At 36.0% G+C, this 20,273-nt stretch carries 24 protein-coding genes; 1 reads left to right on the top strand and 23 read right to left on the bottom strand.

The window, feature by feature from the left end; translation table 11 throughout:
- Positions 1-111 precede the first annotated feature (111 nt).
- The 3 genes from BUA02_RS13560 to BUA02_RS13550 all read right to left on the bottom strand — a co-directional run bounded on the left by BUA02_RS13560 (position 112) and on the right by BUA02_RS13550 (position 3,377).
- Positions 112-1,239: a D-alanyl-D-alanine carboxypeptidase family protein gene (locus BUA02_RS13560; protein WP_072705144.1), complete on the bottom strand. Its 1,128-nt coding sequence runs from the start codon at positions 1,237-1,239 to the stop codon at positions 112-114.
- Positions 1,240-1,376: 137 nt separating this feature from the next.
- Positions 1,377-2,900, bottom strand: coding sequence for a DHH family phosphoesterase (locus tag BUA02_RS13555; RefSeq protein ID WP_072705140.1), 1,524 nt, complete (start codon positions 2,898-2,900; stop codon positions 1,377-1,379).
- Positions 2,901-2,957: 57 nt separating this feature from the next.
- Complete coding sequence (locus tag BUA02_RS13550; RefSeq protein WP_072705137.1) at positions 2,958-3,377, bottom strand: LysM peptidoglycan-binding domain-containing protein; 420 nt, start codon at positions 3,375-3,377, stop codon at positions 2,958-2,960.
- A 173-nt stretch (positions 3,378-3,550) separates the two neighbouring features.
- On the opposite strand from BUA02_RS13550, the gene lexA reads away from it, so the two are divergent.
- On the top strand, positions 3,551-4,171 hold the full coding sequence (gene lexA, locus BUA02_RS13545) for a transcriptional repressor LexA (RefSeq protein WP_071176069.1): 621 nt from the start codon (positions 3,551-3,553) through the stop codon (positions 4,169-4,171).
- A 48-nt stretch (positions 4,172-4,219) separates the two neighbouring features.
- Here lexA and rsfS read toward each other — a convergent pair whose 3' ends face one another.
- The 20 genes from rsfS to BUA02_RS13445 form a co-directional block, all read right to left on the bottom strand.
- Positions 4,220-4,582, bottom strand: coding sequence for a ribosome silencing factor (rsfS, locus tag BUA02_RS13540; RefSeq protein WP_072705134.1), 363 nt, complete (start codon positions 4,580-4,582; stop codon positions 4,220-4,222).
- Between the two features lie 7 nt (positions 4,583-4,589).
- Positions 4,590-5,174 (bottom strand): bis(5'-nucleosyl)-tetraphosphatase (symmetrical) YqeK, encoded by a 585-nt coding sequence (yqeK, locus tag BUA02_RS13535; RefSeq protein WP_072705131.1) that lies wholly within the window; start codon positions 5,172-5,174, stop codon positions 4,590-4,592.
- Positions 5,171-5,779 (bottom strand): nicotinate-nucleotide adenylyltransferase, encoded by a 609-nt coding sequence (gene nadD / locus BUA02_RS13530; protein WP_072705128.1) that lies wholly within the window; start codon positions 5,777-5,779, stop codon positions 5,171-5,173. The genes yqeK and nadD overlap by 4 nt, the downstream gene beginning before the upstream one ends.
- 30 nt (positions 5,780-5,809) lie before the next feature.
- The gene (gene yhbY, locus BUA02_RS13525; protein WP_072705125.1) at positions 5,810-6,121 is read right to left on the bottom strand and encodes a ribosome assembly RNA-binding protein YhbY; all 312 of its coding nucleotides are present in this window, start codon (positions 6,119-6,121) and stop codon (positions 5,810-5,812) included.
- Positions 6,118-7,464: a GTPase ObgE gene (gene obgE / locus BUA02_RS13520; protein ID WP_072705122.1), complete on the bottom strand. Its 1,347-nt coding sequence runs from the start codon at positions 7,462-7,464 to the stop codon at positions 6,118-6,120. The genes yhbY and obgE overlap by 4 nt, the downstream gene beginning before the upstream one ends.
- Before the next feature lie 69 nt (positions 7,465-7,533).
- Complete coding sequence (rpmA, locus tag BUA02_RS13515) at positions 7,534-7,821, bottom strand: 50S ribosomal protein L27 (protein ID WP_071176075.1); 288 nt, start codon at positions 7,819-7,821, stop codon at positions 7,534-7,536.
- Positions 7,822-7,824: 3 nt separating this feature from the next.
- Positions 7,825-8,154, bottom strand: coding sequence for a ribosomal-processing cysteine protease Prp (locus tag BUA02_RS13510; protein WP_071176076.1), 330 nt, complete (start codon positions 8,152-8,154; stop codon positions 7,825-7,827).
- A 21-nt stretch (positions 8,155-8,175) separates the two neighbouring features.
- The gene (gene rplU, locus BUA02_RS13505) at positions 8,176-8,484 is read right to left on the bottom strand and encodes a 50S ribosomal protein L21 (RefSeq protein ID WP_071176077.1); all 309 of its coding nucleotides are present in this window, start codon (positions 8,482-8,484) and stop codon (positions 8,176-8,178) included.
- Between the two features lie 85 nt (positions 8,485-8,569).
- Positions 8,570-9,736, bottom strand: a complete 1,167-nt coding sequence (locus BUA02_RS13500; RefSeq protein WP_072705119.1) for a ribonuclease E/G — start codon at positions 9,734-9,736, stop codon at positions 8,570-8,572.
- Positions 9,729-10,457: a TIGR03936 family radical SAM-associated protein gene (locus tag BUA02_RS13495; RefSeq protein ID WP_072705116.1), complete on the bottom strand. Its 729-nt coding sequence runs from the start codon at positions 10,455-10,457 to the stop codon at positions 9,729-9,731. Before BUA02_RS13495 ends, BUA02_RS13500 begins: the two co-directional genes overlap by 8 nt.
- Positions 10,450-12,330, bottom strand: a complete 1,881-nt coding sequence (locus tag BUA02_RS13490; protein WP_072705114.1) for a TIGR03960 family B12-binding radical SAM protein — start codon at positions 12,328-12,330, stop codon at positions 10,450-10,452. The genes BUA02_RS13495 and BUA02_RS13490 overlap by 8 nt, the downstream gene beginning before the upstream one ends.
- Before the next feature lie 9 nt (positions 12,331-12,339).
- A complete protein-coding gene (gene hisIE / locus BUA02_RS13485; protein WP_072705110.1) occupies positions 12,340-13,557 on the bottom strand; it encodes a bifunctional phosphoribosyl-AMP cyclohydrolase/phosphoribosyl-ATP diphosphatase HisIE in 1,218 nt (405 codons plus the stop codon).
- Between the two features lies 1 nt (position 13,558).
- Positions 13,559-14,149 carry an imidazoleglycerol-phosphate dehydratase HisB gene (gene hisB, locus BUA02_RS13480; RefSeq protein WP_072705107.1) on the bottom strand — a complete coding sequence of 197 codons (591 nt, stop codon included), beginning with the start codon at positions 14,147-14,149 and terminating at the stop codon, positions 13,559-13,561.
- 182 nt (positions 14,150-14,331) lie between these two features.
- Positions 14,332-15,621 carry a histidinol dehydrogenase gene (hisD, locus tag BUA02_RS13475; RefSeq protein ID WP_072705104.1) on the bottom strand — a complete coding sequence of 430 codons (1,290 nt, stop codon included), beginning with the start codon at positions 15,619-15,621 and terminating at the stop codon, positions 14,332-14,334.
- A gap of 1 nt (position 15,622) precedes the next feature.
- On the bottom strand, positions 15,623-16,261 hold the full coding sequence (hisG, locus tag BUA02_RS13470) for an ATP phosphoribosyltransferase (RefSeq protein WP_072705101.1): 639 nt from the start codon (positions 16,259-16,261) through the stop codon (positions 15,623-15,625).
- Between the two features lie 11 nt (positions 16,262-16,272).
- Positions 16,273-17,385 (bottom strand): ATP phosphoribosyltransferase regulatory subunit, encoded by a 1,113-nt coding sequence (gene hisZ / locus BUA02_RS13465; protein ID WP_072705099.1) that lies wholly within the window; start codon positions 17,383-17,385, stop codon positions 16,273-16,275.
- Between the two features lie 75 nt (positions 17,386-17,460).
- Positions 17,461-18,009, bottom strand: a complete 549-nt coding sequence (locus BUA02_RS13460; protein WP_072705096.1) for a Holliday junction resolvase RecU — start codon at positions 18,007-18,009, stop codon at positions 17,461-17,463.
- A 1-nt stretch (position 18,010) separates the two neighbouring features.
- Positions 18,011-18,985 (bottom strand): RluA family pseudouridine synthase, encoded by a 975-nt coding sequence (locus tag BUA02_RS13455; protein WP_072705093.1) that lies wholly within the window; start codon positions 18,983-18,985, stop codon positions 18,011-18,013.
- A gap of 11 nt (positions 18,986-18,996) precedes the next feature.
- Positions 18,997-19,599 carry a hypothetical protein gene (locus BUA02_RS13450; protein ID WP_072705090.1) on the bottom strand — a complete coding sequence of 201 codons (603 nt, stop codon included), beginning with the start codon at positions 19,597-19,599 and terminating at the stop codon, positions 18,997-18,999.
- A 9-nt stretch (positions 19,600-19,608) separates the two neighbouring features.
- Positions 19,609-20,271, bottom strand: a complete 663-nt coding sequence (locus BUA02_RS13445; RefSeq protein ID WP_072705087.1) for an HAD family hydrolase — start codon at positions 20,269-20,271, stop codon at positions 19,609-19,611.
- Positions 20,272-20,273 lie beyond the last annotated feature (2 nt).

Here is a 20,273-nt window from a genome sequence, read left to right as displayed (position 1 = left end):
CACTATTTTGGCACATAAAAACGGTTATCATTAAGCGATAACCGTCGTATGGTTCTTTATTTAATCCTATTAAGCATTAAGTCTCGGACATGAGGGGATATTTGTATAGATTTAGCTTGTGTAGGTATCATAGATGTCAACATGATCATATATACATCTCCAGGTGCTCCAAGCATCTGCAGTTACGCATATGTAATGTGAACCGTCATTTGAAATCTGATAGCTTGCTCCGCAGCAACCTGATTCGTTTACAAAACCTGTTTTAGCGCCAACAACATCACCATGAGTATCTTTATCCTCAATACGTCTAAGGAACCAGTTTGAAATTGTTATTCCTTCTGGATGTTCTGAGGTTGGCGAAGTTGTGTAGGTTCTTGCGTTTAATATTTCATGACAAAGCTCGTTCTCTTCTGCTGCTTTCAGGATCATAGCCATATCAAGCAGTGTGCAGTAATGGTCTTTGTCGTATATTCCAATACAATTTGTAAAATGAGCTGTTGAAGAAATGCCTAGTTCATCGAGTTTTTCATTCATCAGCTTAACAAATTCTTCCTGAGAGCCTGAAACATATTCTGCAAGGCACATTGCAGCATCTGCACCAGAAGGAAGTATTGTTCCATACATTAAGTCTCTTATGGTCTGGACATCTCCAACCTTAAGGCCTACAGCACTACAATCTTTGCTGAAAATATAATTGCCGATTTCCTGAGTCATAGTAAAGGTATCGTCAAGATTTTCTATATGTTCAGCCGCAACTAAAAGAGTTAATATCTTAGTCATTGAAGCTGGATTTATTCGTACATTGCCGTCTTTTTGTGCAATTACTTTTCCAGAATCAAGATCTACTAATACACCATAGGAACTCTGAACATTATCACTTGTAATAAGCTTGGTGTTGTCATCAATGGTCACTTCATAACCACTAAAGAATGAAGCTGAATCTTCAGATGTCTTGAGATATGGATTATCCTCTTCTATCACTACATCTTCAACTATCGTATCAACAATAGTAAGCTCTGCTGTTGCTGTATCTGTGGCTGTTTCTACAACTTCTTGTGTATTCGCATTATGAATAGACTTATGTATTAATGTAACTGTAAGGCAGATGACAGCTACAATGCAAGCCACAAGTAATGATAAATGAAGTATTATCTCGAATTTTCTTCTATTTTTATACTGCTGCGCAGTAAGACGCTGACCGTCTTTAGTTCTATAATTAGCTTTTCTATAATTACTCAAAGTAAAATCCCACCCAACAAAAGAATATAACAAGAAAATCTTAACATCTCTGACATATTTAGTTCAATGTAAAAAAGAAACAAAAAAGCCCTGATTTTTTTTACATATAGAGTAGAAAAATCAGAGCCTTACTGCCTTTACGCTAAATCATATGTTTTTTTGAAGATGCTTTTTTCAATAATAAAAATATTATTTGGATCATCTATGCTTGCAGCTATATAATCGCCTTTTAATCCAAGCATATATTTTTCATTGTCCCATGTAGTAAATAACTTGGTAGTCTTTGTAAGCTTTTTAGCATAGATATTGATCTCGCCATTTGAAATATATGGCTTAACCTCTGTGATAATATGATAGGTTTTACCAGTATCTGCATTCTTTATTATTGGTGAGTAATCTGTTGTGATCTTAAAATGTTTTCTGGTCTTAATATAGTTCTTTTTGAAAATATCTTCAGAAATACCGTATATTTCACCTGCTTCTGTAACAATAAATAAAGTGTTCTTCTTTATTTCTATGTTTTTGTCGCCGGATATTGTTCTGATGATAGCCATATTACCAGCTGGAATGTATTTCTTTGGATCCATAACGCCCACAACAAAGGGATTTGCTATGTAGCGCTTCATTTTACTTGTATCTATTTTGGCTTTTTTGGCATATATAATATCGCTATTTTCAAAATAGTCTTTTAATCTTTGCTTCAGGATATTGGAAATTGAGAATTTAGCTGATTCATCATCAATTTCTACATATTCAGGATAAATTTGTTTGATCAGATCATTTTTAAGAAGACCGCCGGCTTTTTCTATATGTCCACCTCCGGAACCAATCTTGTCCGAAATGAACATTGCTAGTTCATCTGCCTTTGTTTCCTTAGAACAGCTCCTGACTGAAAACTTAACGCCAAATGAAAGGATGCTATAAACAAGGCATACATCAACAGTGTCAATAGCAATGATAAAGTCTCCAATCAAACCTAGAATATTAGGATCGCAGGCTTCTGTCTTGAGGACGGCGTATCTGTTATCTGGATGATAATCAATGCCGAGCATTGCTACTCCTGCTACTTTCGCTTCTCTTAAAGTTAAGTTCATGTTTTTTAGCTTTAATATGAGAGATTTATCATAGTCTAGAAATTCGATCATATCTCTATCTAGAGGATGTGATATCTCTGAAAAAGAGTTTGTATCACAATAAAGACCATAATATAGCGCAGTTGAAATCTTTTTATCAAAGAAATCAATCAAATCTTCTAGCATTAAAAGGTTCCAGATTACTGTACAGCAACTACCAAGATTGCTTCGAACTTCATTTTGTTTTGGAAGTTTGGTTGAAACCTGGTGATGATCTATAACTGCTATTTCTTTGGCATCAAAACGCTGAACATTACCTTCTCCGTATTGGCAGTCAGTCATCAGAAGAAGGTCAGGTTTAGACTTGAGCTTAGTTACATATTCTATAGGGATGTGTAATTTATTGATAAGATATACAAGATTACTCTTTGTAACTTCGAAATTTCCGGAATAGATAAATCTTACATTTTTGGAAAAGAAAGAAAAATAGCGATACAACACATATCCAGAACAAAGAGCATCTGCATCTGGATTGTCGTGACATTGAATTACTATAGAGTCATAGCAAAGTAAACTTGAAAGTTTCATGAAATATCTCCCTATCAACGATTATTATATCATCAATAGGGAGAATCTTATTGGGATTTATTTAAATTCTTTTGAAAAATATGGGATTATCAGAGATTCTCCAGCCTTTACCTGATCAGCATCAGTGATGGAATTGATGCTTAGAATCTCATTGATATATGAATTCATATCTGAATATTTGCCACTATTATAGTTGTTGCTGGCAATGTCCCATAATGTATCACCAGAATAAACTGTAACAGTCTTGTAGTATTTGTATTCTGGCTCAAATGTATCAGATTGTGCATCTGTCAGGACTGATAATTTGAAGAACATCATTACAAATAAAAGAATTGATACGACTAAAGATAAAAGAATATATTGTCTACGAACTATTCTCTGTCTCCTTATCTTGTTCTGTCTAATTCTGATCTCACTTGGATCAAAATATCTAGGATTATTGTAAAGTCTTGCTGCTGCTAACATTGCATTACTCATATCATCACCTCATCCAAAGTCGAACATTTGTTACGAACAACCGTTCTGATATCATAATACAGAACAAACATTTGTTTGTCAACAAAAATCGAACATATTTTCCGAACAAATATTTGCTTTTTGGATTTGCATTTGTTATACTTAACACAGATATTGATAAAAGGAGGGTTTGTATGGAAAAAGGCAACATTTCAAAAAAGCAACAAGAAATTCTTGATTATATTAAGGAACAGACATTATCAAGAGGTTTCCCACCTTCTGTTAGAGATATATGTGCTGCAGTTAATCTTAAATCTACTTCTTCTGTTCATTCTCATTTAGCTACTCTTGAAAAGAACGGATATATTAGAAGGGATCCTACAAAGCCTCGTGCCATTGAAGTTTGTGATGATGGCTTCAATATGGTGAGAACTGAGATCGTTAGCTTACCTGTCGTTGGTCAGGTTGCGGCTGGTATGCCTATTCTTGCTGAGGAGAACATTGATTCATATATTCCTATTCCTGCTAGTATGTGCCCTAAGGGTTCGGATGCATTTATTTTAAATGTTAAAGGCGATTCAATGATCAATGCTGGAATCTATAGTGGAGACAAGCTTTTTGTTCAGGTTTGTGATACTGCTAAAAACGGGGATCAGGTAGTTGCTCTGATTGATGATTCAGCAACTGTTAAGACTTTTTATAAAGAGCAGGGCCATATCAGACTTCAGCCAGAAAATGATTCTATGGATCCAATAATCGTAGATGATTGCAAGATACTTGGAAAAGTGTTTGGTGTTATGAGGTTTTATCGCTGATTAACTAAAAAAATGAGCTACTTACTTTTTAGTAAGTAGCTCTTATTTTTACATGAGTTCGTTTACATCTACAAGTTTTCCATCTCTCCAGATTCTTTCGAGATCATAGAACAATCTGTTTTCATTATCGAATACATGTACAATGATATCGCCAAAATCAAGGAGAACCCAATTTCCGGCGTCATATCCTTCAACATCTTTTGTCATGAAACCCTGTCTTCCAAGAACTTCCTGCACATTATCTGCAAGAGCCTGCACTTGATTGATATTAGTTCCGCTTGCAATAACAAAATAGTCTGCAAGAGTAGAAATTTCGCTGATGTCGATTACGTGAACATCCTCTCCTTTTCTATCTTCTAATGCATTAACAGCCATAGCTGCCATCTTTTTTGAAACACTTAAGTCTGCCATATTCACCTCAAATTTGATAGTATTTTTTGTAAAAATGATACGCGTTCATAGTCGCATCATCGCATTCTTTACCAATAGTGTTAAGATATACAACTGAATCATGAAGAATATGCGCTAGGCACCTATCAAGATCAGTAAATGCTTCTTTTCTGATTTCGTCCATACCCTCAAGAGGCTTCCTATTTGGCTCGATAAAATCTGCTATATAGACGATCTTTTCAAGAAGTGACATATCTTCTTTGCCGGTTGTATGCCATCTGATAGCATTTAATATCTCTGTGTCATATATATCATATTTGGTTCGAGCCAGGTACATTCCTACTTTGGCATGAAGTAATGAGTGGTTTTTCTGTTCTATTTCAGTTACTTCTATATGATTTTTTTCACATATATTTAGCTGTTCTTCATGAGACATACATTTTGCGCAGTCATGAAGCATTCCGGCAACTAATGCTTTTTCTACATTGGCACCATGTACCATTGCCATGCTTGCAGCTGTGTATGCAACGCCAAGAGTATGATCAAACCTATCAGGTTTGAGCTCTTTAGCCAGTTCTTTTCTGAGCTTTTGTGATATTACCAATGTCTTCATTTGTATAAGCCCTTTATACACAAAAATTCAATTACTTCATCAGGAAGCATATATCTTACGGATCTTCCTGAACGAATGCGCTGACGTATCTCAGTTGCAGAAATATCGATTCTGTTAAACTTCAGAAGTCTGATATCTGCATTGTAGATCTTTTTAAGTTCATTTCTCTTTTTATCTAGAGCAGCAAGATCATCATCTTCTCTTACAGCAGCAAGTATTGTGCAAGAAGTCAAAAGATCTTTTGCTCTATACCATGTGTCTATTCCAATGATAGAGTCTCCGCCAAGAATAAGGTAAAGCTCATCTCCTGGATACATGACTTTTAATTCCTGAATGGTATTGTATGTATATGTTCCTTCAGGTTTATCAATTTCTATTCTGGAGCATGTAAAATATGGGTTATCACTTATGGCCATCTTGACCATCTGATAACGAACATCTCCTGGAGTGATCTCTGTTCTGTTAGGAAGATGTGCCAGATTATTTGGAATATAAATGACTCTGTCGAGATTAAACTGTTCTCTGGCAGATTCACCTAGTAGTAAATGAGCATTATGAATAGGATCAAAAGTACCACCTAATATTCCGATTCTCCTATGTTCCATATAATAACCTCCATTTATTTAATGATAAGATTATTTTTCTTTTTTTGTTTTTGGAAGAATTATCTTTGGGTCATCTTTGAAAGGCTTGTATAATACAAACTTTCTGCCAATTACCTGGACAAGCTCTGAACGTGTTCTTTCAGATACCTTAATAGCTGCGTTTGTAACATCCTCTGTGCAGTTCTTGAGAACTGTTATCTTTACAAGCTCATGAGTATTGAAGGTTTCAGAGATTGCTTCAATTATTTCTGGTGTAACTGTTGCCTTACCAATCTGAAATACTGGTTCTAATTCAGATGCAAGACTCTTTAAATATGCGCGTTGCTTACTAGTTAAAGTCATTCGTTTGTTTCCTCTTCATCATCATATACAGGCTGAGTGTCTGCATTTCTATAATATTCGAAACTATAGCCATACATTCTAACTGTATCGCCTTCTCCAATATGGAGCTTTTCAAGTTCATCGAGAATACCATTATCAGCAAGGAATTTCTGGAAGAATGCAAATCCTTTTTCTGATTCAAGATTAGTGTATCCAAGCATCTTCTCAATCTTAGGACCTTCAATAACGTACTCTGATGTTTCATCATCGTAAAATACTGAATAAGCTTCGTCATTTTCACGAGCCATCGTTTCAGGGAAGAATTCCTGCTCGAATACTACCTTCTGTTCAGGCATTTCAGATAGTGTCCTACTTACATAGTATAACAGTTCCTGTATTCCTTTTCCAGTAAGGGTAGATGTAGCAAATACTTTAACGCCAAGAGGCTCGTACTTGTCTCTTATCTTCTGAATCATTTCATCATTTTCACCATCAGGAAGCATATCTATCTTATTTGCGGCAATAACCTGTGGTTTCTTTGAAATATCTGCATTGTAATTCTTTAATTCTTCATTGATGGCTTCAATATCTTCTATAGGATCTCTTCCTTCAGTAGAAGCTGCATCAACTACATGGATCATCATTCTTGTTCTCTCTACATGTCTTAAGAATTCATGACCTAGTCCTGCTCCTTCTGAAGCACCTTCAATAAGTCCTGGAATATCAGCTACAACAAATCCTCTTGCATCTGCAAGATCAACAACACCAAGCATTGGAGAAAGCGTTGTGAAATGGTAATTTGCGATCTTTGGTTTTGCATTAGAAACCTTTGATAAGAATGTAGATTTACCTACATTTGGGAAACCTACAAGTCCGACATCAGCAATTACCTTAAGTTCAAGCATGACTTCAAGACTGATAGCTGGCTGGCCGGGCTGAGCATATTTAGGAGCCTGCATTGTAGATGTAGCATAATGCATATTTCCATTTCCGCCCTTACCGCCTTTTAAAATAACAGCTTCCCTGTTATCACCACTCATATCAGCAATAACTTTGCCTGAATTAGCTTCTTTTATGACTGTTCCTTCAGGAACCTTTATATAAAGATCTGCTCCATTTTTACCATGGCAGCGTCTCTTATTTCCATCTTCACCATTTTCAGCTTTATATTTACCACCGTAGTGAAAGTCTGAAAGAGTATTGATTCCTTCATCCACTACAAAAATAACGTCGCCGCCTTTACCACCGTCGCCGCCGTCTGGGCCACCGTTTGGTACATACTTTTCTCTTCTAAAAGAGATATGTCCATCTCCGCCCTTACCACTTTGTATAAAAATTTTCGCCTTATCAACAAAAACTGGCATGATCACACCTCAAGTTTCGTTTAAAAAAGGCTCCAAACATTATGTGTTTGAAGCCCGTTTTTGCAATAATTACTTATTCTCTACAGGATGAACGCTAGCCTGCTTTTTATCTCTGCCCTTACGCTCAAATCTAAGAACACCATCAACAAGTGCGTATAATGTATCATCTTTACCGATGCCTACATTTACACCAGGATGAATGTGTGTTCCGCGCTGTCTGTATAAAATATTACCGGCCTTTACGAATTGTCCGTCAGCTCTTTTTGCTCCAAGTCTCTTTGACTCTGAGTCTCTACCGTTCTTAGTAGATCCTACACCCTTCTTGTGAGCAAAAAATTGAAGGTTCATATTCATCATGACTTATTCCCTCCTAAATTTAATGTTCAAAAACTTCTTACCATATTGTTGGAATATACTGCTTACTCCTAATTCAAAAGATTTAAGAAGCAGATCTGAATCAGAACCTGGTTCATTTCTAAACTTCAATCTGATAATACCTTTATCTTCATCTTGTTCAAGATCAATCTCATCGTCAGTAAACTTTTCAATGGAATTGATCAGGTTAATGGTCAAAACTGAAACTGCAGCACAAACGATATCCTCGCCATACTCAGCAAATCCTGCATGCCCATTACATTCAATACATTTATATGTATCATTAGATGATTTTGTAATAGTAATAGTAGTCATTTATATTCCGTTTGTTAATAATTACATTGAGATCTTGTCAATCTTAACGAGAGTGAATGGCTGTCTGTGACCGTTCTTCTTATGATAGCCAGTCTTTCTCTTGTACTTGTAAACAACAACCTTCTTAGCACGACCCTGCTCAACAACTGTAGCAGAAACCTTTGCTCCGCTAACGTCACCAGCAACCTTAAGTGCCTTGTCATCATTTACTGCGATAACATTATCAAATGTTACCTTTTTTCCAGGCTCAACATCAAGCTTCTCAACTTTGATTTCATCGCCCTCGGAAACTTTGTACTGCTTACCACCAGTTACAATAATTGCGTACATAAGTTACCTCCTTCTTCATAAAAACTCGCTAACTTTGGCGGGGATAAACCCACTTATGCCTAGTTATGCGGCATACCATGATATATTAACACTGATGTTTACTGTTGTCAACACTATTTTCAACATCTTCTAATATTTCTTTTAATGTTTTATCGTTTTTATTTCTTGTTAATTCCATAATTCCAAGGCCTGTTATATCAATAAATGCGGTATGTACCTGCTCAAGTCTTGCTAAACTGACAATCTTAGATATTAGAGTATCGTTCTTGTCTTTTTCTTTCATATTGATGAAATCTATCAGTATCATACCTGTCAGATTTCTCAAACGAATCTGCCTTATTATCTCTTCTGCAGCTTCTAAATTGACCTTTTCAATAATATTGTTTTTGCCGTTTATGGCTTTACCAGTATTAACATCGATAGCATTAAAGCTTTCAAGCTGCTCAATTATCAGATAAGCTCCGCTTTTAAGCCAGACTTTTTTTTGCCTGAGTTCATCAATTTTGGACTTAATACCGTGAATACCAGTATCTTCTATTACTTCACAATCTGTAATATTTCTTGATCTTAGAAAAGCTTTTGCACTGTCTATGTTTGATTCTAGGGAATCTTTGTTGTTTGAGGAATCTAGTAGTGTCCCGCAGGTTCTAGTATTTCCTTCTTTGAGGATATCCTGAATCTTTATCAGATTGACCTTGGCATCATTTAACACCTCTTCTTTTATATGGGCTTCATCTAGATCACATGCTGAAGTTCTGATAATAAGACCAGCGTCGCCAATCATATTCATTGAATTTACAAGATCATTAAATAAGTCTCGAACATCTTCTACTAATTTCTTTCTAATATCGTCATTAAGTTTTAGAGATGCTCCAACGCCCTTTTTACCAAGAGTAACAGCAGTGTACTTACCTGAAACCGAGATATTTGTAGTAAATTTGGGCTTTTTGGTCTTAACAGGTTCAGCACTCATCTGTACCACGATCATATCGCCGCATTTTAAAGAGCTTCCTTCGAGCTTTCTATTAAGGACGCAGTCTTCATTTATTCCTTTTAAAGACAGATAACCAATTTCATCTTCGTGGTACTTAATAAATGCAGCATCAATATTTTTTACAATATGATCTACTCGTCCTACATAGATATTATTAAGTTTACTTTCTCTCACAAATGACAAATACTCCAGTTTGCCATCTATAAAAGCTGTAACCACTGGAGTATTCATATATTTTGAGATTATTATCTCAGCCATTTAAATAAAACCTTTCATTCATATCGTTTGTTATAAATGGCTCAATGTAGCGTCTGTCGCCATTATCAACAAGTTTGTAGATATCAACTCTGTGAATATTTAAAGATGAAGTGCTAAATTCCTTACCAATGCTTTCAAAGAAAGCACCAAATAAAAGTGTAGGTTTTAGTGTTTCTAAGCTACTCATGCTAAGAAGAAAAGTTCCTGTTTGCTCTTTTTCATCAAACTCATGAGCAAAGATCATAGGCTTCATATCGATCTCTTTCATGCCACTTTTTGTCTTTTTCATGGCAGGAAGCTTATCACCACTTAGATACTTTTCCATTTCGGCGATCCAATCAAAATCAGGCTTAGAATTTGGCCTAAAGGATAATACATATTTAGCGGCATAGGTATCAGTCATAGCCTTAGCTGAATGCTCGTCAAGCTCTTCTACAGCAAGAATAGTAATTCCTTCGTTCATAACAGAGTTAAGTCTATTCATAACATCTGTTGTTGAAACCATTGAATTAACAGTCATATCAAGGTATTCGCCATCACTTGTAGCGCCAACACTAAGTGGCTGTGCAAAAGAAAGAAGCTGATGAGGGCTAAAGCCTTCAGAATACTTGATATCTACTTCAGCTCTTCTTATGGCCTTTTGGAAATACCTCATTATATCAAGGTGACCAACAAATTTAATAGGACCAGTCTTTGAAAATTTAAGTCTTAATTTATGCATTTGTTCTGCCCTCCTTACATACACCTACTCCGTAAGAAGCAGCTCCGCAGCCAAGACAAGACTGTCTGCAGTTAAAAGATTTATTTCCAGCTAAAGCATTCTTCCATTCGCGAAGGAGGAATTCCTTGGTTACACCACAATTTAAGATATCCCAAGGGAAAATCTCATCATCTTTTCTTTCTCTTGTTGTATAGAAGAATGGATCAACGCCGCATTCCTCAAAGGTTTCCATCCAAGTATCAAACTTGAAGTATTCACCCCAGGCATCAAATATGCAACCTTTTTCATATGCCTTAAGAATAACCTTACAAAGCTTTCTGTCGCCTCTTGCAAGAACACCTTCCATCATACTAGCGTCAGCTTCATGCCAGTTGTATTTGATATGTTTCTGGTTGAGCTGAGACATGATTCCTTTTCTAGTCTTATTTGCTTTATCAAGGAATTCTTCTTTTGTGTTCATTCTAGCCCATTGGAAAGGAGTAAATGGCTTTGGTACAAAGAATGAAGTACTTGCAACAATATCAATTGTTCTTCCGTTTCTCTTTTCCTTTGGTACGGTTTCAAAGTATTCTACAGCAACTTTATTGGCTATATCACCGATACCGTAGATATCTTCATCGGTTTCTGTAGGAAGTCCAAGCATAAAGTAAAGCTTAACTTTATTCCAACCGCCCAAGAATGCCTCATGTGAACCTCTTAAGATATCTTCCTCAGTAAGTCCCTTATTTATTACGTTTCTCATTCTCTGGGTACCAGCTTCAGGGGCAAAGGTTAAGCTACTTTTTTTAACATCCTGAACTTTACTCATGACATCCAGTGAAAAAGCATCGATCCTAAGTGATGGTAAAGAAATGTTTACTTTCTTTTCACTACAGTTCTTGATGAGGAAATCTATAAGCTCCGGAAGTTTAGAATAATCACTCGAACTTAAGGAACTAAGTGATATTTCTTCATAACCAGTGTTTTTTAATGCCTCGAGAGCTAGTTCTTTTAGATGGTTTACATCTTTTTCTCTTAAAGGTTTATAGAGCTGCCCAGCCTGGCAGAATCTACATCCTCTGATACAACCTCTCATGATCTCTAGTACTACTCTGTCCTGAGTGATCTTGATATAAGGAACGACAGGCTTTGTAGGATAAAAAGTCTCTGAAAGGGCAAGACACATTTCCTTTTTAATAACACTTGGAATATCATCATAGATAGGCTTCATTGAGGCTATCGTGCCATCTTCCTTATACTGCACATCATAGAATGCAGGCACATAGATACCGGAGATCTTGGCACACTCATGAAGAAAGTCTATACGAGACATGTTTTCTTTTTTGCATTTCTTGTATAGATCAAATAATTCTCTATACTTGGTCTCGCCTTCACCTATATAGAAAATGTCAAAAAAGTCTGCGATCGGCTCAGCATTATAGGTACATGGTCCTCCACCAATTACAATAGGATCGTCCCATGTTCTATCCTTTGATAAAAGAGGAATCTTTGAAAGATCTAGTATCTGCAAGATGTTTGTATAGCACATCTCATACTGGATAGTAAATCCCAGGAAATCAAAACCCTTGATCGGATCCTGAGATTCAAGCGCAAAAAGAGGAATGTCCTTTTCTCTGAAGGTTTTGTCGGCGTCTACCCATGGAGAATAGACTCTTTCACACCAAACATCATCATAAGAATTAAACATTCCATACAAAATCTGAATACCAAGATGAGACATACCAATCTCGTAAACATCCGGAAAACACATTGCAAATCTGATATCAACAGCGTTCTTATCTTTAGTTACGCTGTTGACTTCGTTTCCAATGTATCTTTCTGGTTTCTCAAGATCTAATAATATCTCATCGGATAAAGCTAAATTATAATTCATACCATTTCCTTATCGTCTTGCTAGTTCACTAGTTATATCCTCCCAGCTGACATTTTTTTCAGCCATAAGGACCATCATATGATACAGGAAATCGGACATTTCGTAAACTACTTCATTGCTATTTGGATTTTTGGCTGCAATAACTATTTCTGTTGCTTCTTCGCCGACTTTTTTAAGAATCTTATCAATTCCTTTGTCAAAAAGATAATTTGTATAAGAGCCCTCCCTAGGATTAATCTTTCTGTCATTTATTACGTCAAAAACATTTTGAAGTATCTTCTGAGGATTCTTTTCGACATAATCCTTTTTAGCTATCTCATTAAAGAAGCATGAGTATTTTCCAGTGTGACAAGCAGCTCCTATCTGCTTGACCTTGGCAAGTATAGTATCAAGGTCACAGTCAGCATACAAAGATTTAACATACTGGTAATGAGAGCTTGTTTCTCCCTTTATCCAGAGCTCGTTTCGGCTTCTACTAAAATATGTCATCTTTCCTGTTTCGAGAGTTTTATTATAAGCCTCTTCGTTCATATATGCCAGCATCAAAACTGCATCTGTTTTATAGTCCTGAACGATTACAGGAATGAGACCATCAGAATTTTTCTTAAGTTCATCCCACTTAAAACCAGGTTTCATAGAAAAGAGCTCAAGTCCAGCTTTTTTGATTGATGCCTCATAAGATGCTGCGTCATCTTTAAAATTACTAACTACTAAATTTATAGGAAGATCAAGAGTATTTTTCCCAAGATCATCCTCTTTATCAGAAAAATAAAGGAGTTCTGAAACATAAGAAGTTAATTCATCTTTGCATTCAGAAATAATTGAAACATCTGAATATAAGGCATAAATATTGTTTACTCCAAACTTTTCAGATACCTCTGCTAATATGTCCTGATTCTTTTTATCTATATAGCTAATAGCAACCTTCTGGCAACCAGCATATAAGAGTTTTTTAACATCTTCCATGCGCTTTATATTGCCAGTACCTATTATGGATGCGTCAGAAGCGTTGCAGATATCCTTGATGATATCAAGAGCTTTCTCGTGATCTGCATCTGTCATACCTTCGGACATATCATAGACTAAAATGTCATTTACATTAAACTCATTAAGCCTTTTTGTATATGCTAAAGGGTCATTATCAATGACATTTTTATCTTTTAAGGAATTAACTACTTTGCCATCATAAAGATAAATGCATGGCAGAATTTTATATATCTTTGACATATTATAGTGCTCCTTTTGTGCTAAGTACGTCTGTGATCCTAGGATCGATGGTTGTTGCCTCATCTAAAGACTTGGCAAATGCTTTGAACATAGCTTCTATCTTGTGGTGATCATTTATTCCAGTTATGACACGAAGATGAATGTTCATCATTGCAGAATAAGAAACAGCATAGAAAAACTCTCGCACAAGCTGAGTGTCGAAATCTCCAACCATTGGACTTGTAAATTCAGCATCCATAACAAAATATGGTCTGCCGCAGAGGTCAATAGCACTTAAAACAAGACTTTCATCCATAGGAAGAATCATATTGCCATAGCGCTTTATTCCCTTTTTATCACCTATAGCCTGCATGATTGCCTGACCAAGAACTATTCCGGTATCTTCAACTGTGTGGTGTCCGTCAACATTAAGATCGCCTTCAACGGCCACTTTTAGATCAAATAAGCCATGTTTTGCAAATCCTTCAAGCATATGATCAAAAAAACCAATACCTGTATTTATTTCGGATTTTCCAGTACCATCAATGTTAATGGAAACTGTAATTTTAGTTTCTTTCGTGTTTCTTGCAACAGTTGCAGTTCTGCTTCCCATAAATAGTGTCTCCTTTTATAATTCTTCAACATATAGCATGAAAACAAAGAACTTTAATTCATTACTTGCAATTTATAGTTAATTTAGAAAGTTAACTTGCAATTATTATACAATTATTTGCAATTGCGATTATTACAAAACGCAATTAACCATAACAGTCAATATGGTAACTGCCGTAATTTTTATTCGAATCTAACTGCAATAGAGTTTGCATGCGCTGTTAAGCCTTCTTCTTTTGCAAAAAGTTCTATATCATTATGAACTTTTCTTAGTGCATCTTCTGAATATGAAATAATACTTGTTTTCTTAAGGAAGTCATCAACATTTAGTGGTGAGAAAAATCTTGCCGTTCTGTTTGTAGGTAAAATATGATTTGGACCAGCATAATAATCTCCCAAAGGTTCTGATGAATACTCGCCAAGAAAAATAGCACCTGCATTTTTTATCTTGGTCATAGTCTCAAAAGGGTTTTTGGTAATGATCTCAAGGTGTTCAGATGCAATTGCATTTGCTGCATCGATCATATCCTGCATATTATCAGCAATAAAGATATAGCCATAATTATCAAGAGATTTTCTAATGATATCTGCTCGAGATAATGTCTTTAAAAAGCCTTCAATTTCTTCCTTTACTTTTTTAGCTACTTCTTCAGAAGTTGTAATAAGGATTGCTGATGCAAGCTCGTCGTGCTCAGCTTGAGATAAAAGGTCAGCGGCAACATATCTAGGATTTGCAGTTTCGTCAGCAATAACCAGGATCTCACTTGGGCCTGCAATTGAATCAATTGAAACATAGCCAAAACATGCCTTTTTGGCAAGGGCAACGAAGATGTTTCCAGGGCCTGTAATCTTATCAACCTTAGGAATTGACTCTGTTCCGAAAGCCATAGCTGCAATAGCCTGTGCTCCGCCTACTTTATAGACTTCAGTTACTCCTGCAATATCTGCAGCTACCAATGTTCCGGCATTGACTTTCCCATCTTTTGAAGGTGGTGTGCACATTACGATTCTTTCAACGCCGGCAACCTTTGCAGGAACTACATTCATAAGTACACTTGATGGATAAGCAGCCTTTCCGCCAGGAACATATACTCCGGATATTTCTATTGGAAGTATTCTCTGGCCTAAGATGCTTCCATTTTCATTTGTTTCTATCCAACTGTTTCTCTTTTGCTTCTCGTGAAAAACTCTGATGTTTTCAGCGCTTTTCTTCATAACTTCGATAAATTCAGGGCTAAGCTCTTTATACGCTTCTTCTATTTCACTGCGGGTTACTTTAACAGTATCTTTTGTTAAAGAGCATTTATCAAACTTCAAAGTGTAATCAAAAAGAGCTGAATCTCCATTTGCTCTTATATTGTCTATTATATCATTGACTGTTTTTTCATATTCAGTGTAACTTCCGGTATTTCTACCAAGAAGATTACCAAGTAGTTCTTTTTTAGTTTCTGTATTTAATCTAAGGGTCTGCATTTTAATCTAGATTCTCCTTCATAGCATTGATGAGTTTGCGAATTCTATCTGTTTCCATCTGCATACTAACCTGGTTTACGATCATTCTTGCAGATAATGGACAGATTTCTTCTAAAACCTCTAATCCGTTTTCTCTTAGTGTAGAACCAGTCTCTACAATATCTACGATCACATCAGATAGATTGACGATAGGTCCAAGCTCTACTGAACCGTTTAATTTGATTATGTCTACAGTCTGATGCTTTTGGTTAAAGAAATAGTCTTTTGCGATGTTTGGATATTTGCTGGCAACTCTTATCATCTCTCGATGCTCTAAAAGTTTTTTAGCCTCTTTTGGACCACATACGCACATTCTGCACTTTCCAAAGCCAAGATCAAGTACTTCATATACTCTTCTGTTTTCTTCAAGGATTGTGTCAGCGCCGACTATACCAATATCAGCTGCGCCATATTCAACATATGTAGGAACATCAGGACCTTTTGCAAGGAAGAACTTAAGACCAAGATCTTCGTTTGTAAAGATCAGCTTTCTTGTTTTTTTATCTAATATTTCATCACATTTGATACCGCACTTATTTAAAAGTTCCATTGTAGAATCTACAAGTCTTCCCTTTCCAAGTGCAAATGTAAGATATCTCATAGGGCCTCCAATTACTTCGTGCATTTAAGGACAACGTTTTGACCTTTATTTCTAAGATCATTTGCTTTACTTAGAGCTTCTTTGAAAGAATCATCATTAAATTCAATGACAGTTGCCTCGCTTTCATGCTCTAGATCACAGCTCTGCCTATATAATGCAGACATCAGATCATCAAGTACAATTGAAAAACCAATTGCTGGTGCATCCTTACCATATTTTCCAAGAAGATTATCATATCTTCCGCCCTTAGCTATAGCATCGCCAACGCCGTAGGTATAGGCACTAAATATGACACCTGTGTAATAATTGAATTTACTAAGCATACTAAGGTCAAAAGAAATGTACTTCTCAACACCATACATTGTAAGAACCTTATAAAGCTCTTTTAATCTCTTGATAGAGCTTAGGGACCTTTCGTTTGTAACCTGACTTTGAGCTTTATCTAATGCATCATCTGAGCCAATAAATTCAGATACCTTTAGGATGAGATCCTTGTATTTTTCAGGAACGCCCCTTGAAACCATGATATTCTCAGCTGCAAAGTAGTTCTTGCCTGTAATCTGTTCTCTGATATCTCGTTCAGTATCATCATCGATACCAGCTTCTTCGCATAATCCTTTGTAGTAATCAGCGTCGCCAATGCTGATCTGGAAATCTGAAAGACCTGTAGCTTTGAGGGACTCTATCAAAAGAGATATGACTTCAGCATCTGCATAGACACTGTTTTCATTCATGAACTCAATTCCGATGTTTCGGTTTTCTTTAAGCTTTCCCTGAAGATTTGATGTATTAAGATAAGCCTTTCCCTGATAACAAACCCTCACTGGTTCTTTGTTTTCAAGCATTACCTTTGATGCACATCTTGCTATAGATGGGGTAAAATCTGGTCTAAGGACAAGTGTGTTTCCATCTTTATCAAAGAACTTAAAAAGTTCTTTGGCATCAGAAGCATTAATCTCTTCCGCAAATACATCAAAAAATTCAAATGTAGGAGTATCTATATCCTGATATCCGTAACTCTTTATTACTCTATGGATCTTGTCGCGGACAATATTTCTGTCGCTACACTCTCTTCCATAGATATCTCTAACACCATCAGGTGTATGCAATAAGACCTTGTTCATATCAACCTCACTTTAATGCGGTACAGTGCTAATTGGGTATCATAATAAAGAGTTTAACATTTAAACCACCCTATGTCAAACCAAAGTTTCTCTGTCATCCAAATCTTTTTGTATAGATTCTAAGTATGGAACAAGAACTCCATTAATAGGTTTTGAGGATATTATGTATGATGGATCGAGCTCATCATGTCTAAAGCTCTTTCTTCCGCCATTTTCTGCTCTATCCCAAAAATCTTTTAGCTTTCTAAATGGCAGATAATAAAATTCATTTAAACTTGTGAAATAAATAAGAAAAAAAGCGATACCATCCTGTTTTTCAAAGTTTTCCATGAATGTAACCTGATGAGGATGGATGTTTTCTAAAGTAAAGGTTGTAGTTGCGCATTCCTTTGCATCAAAGCAAACAGGAATGCCTTGAACTACACCTATGTAATCGACTGTACTTTTTTGATCAAAATAAGCCAGAGTAATATGACGAGACTCCTTATCAATATTAATAGGAGTTATTGGAGTAGGTATCTTCTGGATAAGAGCAAGGTTCTGCTCAAGATATCTTTCATTGGTCCTATTTATGAGTTCTTCTAAAGTTGAACCTCTTAAACCTCTTGATTTCCAAGTAGGCATCTTACCCCTTTCCGAGTACTTTCTCAAAAGCAGTTGGAAGTTTTGAAATATACTCTTTTCCTGCAAGATACATAAATTCTTCAGGAAGATCATTAGGAAATTTGATCCTGTAACTATGAAGCAGCTGATAATTTAACCCTGCTATTTTATGTCCGCCGTACTTGATATCTCCAATGATAGGATGGCCTATGCTTGATAAATGCGCTCTGATCTGATGAGGCTTACCAGTTATAAGCTTAACTTCTAGAACAGTAAGATTCCTATCACTTAAATATTCAAGCGGCACATATTCTGTTTCGATATAATCTGAATCACTATTTATAGGCTTACTAGTGATATCAACCTTATTTTTCTTTTCATCCTTGGTGAGATAACCTTTTAACGTAAAGCTTTCTGACAGCTTACCCTCTACTATTGTCCTATAGTATTTATCAAGGTTTCTGTCCTTTAATAGACTATTCATGCATCTTGCTCCAGCAAGGGACTTAGCGCATATTACCAGTCCGCTGGTGTTTCTGTCTAGTCTGTTGCAGACAGATGGTTTATAGGTTTCAAGGGACTTTTTTGTTATTGCACCTGTGTCAATAAGGTACTCTATAAGATAATCATTTAAGCTTATATCCATAGGCTGGGCCTTTTGGGTTAAAAGACCTGCTGGCTTAGATAAAAGAACAATATTTGAATCTTCGTATATAACCTCTACTCCAAGCTTTTTGTAGTCAAAAGATATAGCCTGCTCGAAAGCTCCTGATTCTTTACCCATAAATTTTTCTAAAGTTTCATCAGCAAAGAAAATCTTAATGGAATCTCCTAGCTTTAACTTTTCAGTGCCCTGAGCCTTCTTATCGTTCAGAGTAATATTCTTTTTTCTAAGCATTTTGTAAATAAATCCGCCAGACGCATTTGGAAGATAACCCTTAAGAAAGCTATCTAGCCGTTTATCTAACTGATTATTATCAATGATTATTTCTTTCATATAAAAACCTGTTATAAAGATATAGATAAAAGAACTCCTGCAGGAGTTTCAACTGTTCCGTTTTCCCAAGAATCCTCGATCTTTTGAGGGTCAATTCCCTTATCAGCGCGAAGTTTCTCAAGCTGATCGAGTCTGTCACAAAAACTCTTAAGGTCATCAAAAATCTTTATGCTATAGCTGGAATATCCGCTGCCAGCCATCATCTTTTTGATATGTTTTTCGCAGTCAGAAGTATCCATGTCCTTATCTGATGTATAGCAACAGATATTTTTATCAAGAACAGTTGATGCCATTACATAATAGTTCTTTTCATATGATGTGATAATGTGATCATAATGGATCAAGAGGTCTCCTTTATGAGCCTCAATTTCATCATAGTCTTCCTTTGAACAGCCTTTAGCCTTAAGGAACATTATCATATTAACGCCGCTCCATCCAGTAGGAAGGCAAAAAAGAGCTGCTAAAATGCTAAATACATTTTTTTGCGTGTGCTTTAAGATTAAACCAGTAAAAAAAAGCAATAGTACTATCGACAGAAATATAGCAGTTCTGATAATTGCTTTTTTTCTATTGTTTTCAATATATCCAAATTCGCCTTTGTAAACTTTTTTCATAAATTCCCCTTACTCAAGAACGATATCGTTGTAGTCCTCAATATAGTAGTCAGACAGGTCTTTTTTGGCATCATCGCTATGTCTTGAATAATCATCGCTGACAGCAATTACAGTCATACCTGCACTCTTACCTGCTTTGATGCCATCCACAAGATCCTCAAACACCAGACATTTTTCTGGAGATACAGACAGTTCATTTGAAACTTCAAGATAAACGTCAGGTGCAGGCTTACCCTTTAACACTTCTGTTCCTGATTTGATACTTCCAAACATATCTTTTATGTTGTGAGATCCCAAAACCTGTTCAATAAGCTCCGTGGAATTACTAGAAGCAATTCCAAGCTTTAAGCCCTTAGCTATACATGCTTTAATAAAAGAAAATGCTCCATCCTTTAGTGGGACTTCATTAGTGTACTTATCCCAGGCCATTTTATTCCAATCATCGCCAATCTTTTCAATGGAATCTTTAATTCCAAATCTTTCTTTAAAATACTGCGCTGTTTCTACAAAACTTCTGCCACCTATATCCTGCTGTAATGTCTTAGGTGGTGTTATCCCAAAGCCTGTTAGATATTCTTGATCAATGGCTTCCCACATCCACATGGAATCAACTAATGAACCATCAAGATCAAATATTACAGCTTCATAATCATCAAGGCATAAATTAACCATAT

Origin of the sequence: Butyrivibrio hungatei DSM 14810, assembly GCF_900143205.1 — a bacterium.
Lineage (GTDB): Bacteria > Bacillota > Clostridia > Lachnospirales > Lachnospiraceae > Butyrivibrio > Butyrivibrio hungatei.
The sequence above is the reverse complement of the archived record's forward strand: the minus strand, read 5'-3'. Positions and strand labels throughout refer to the sequence as shown.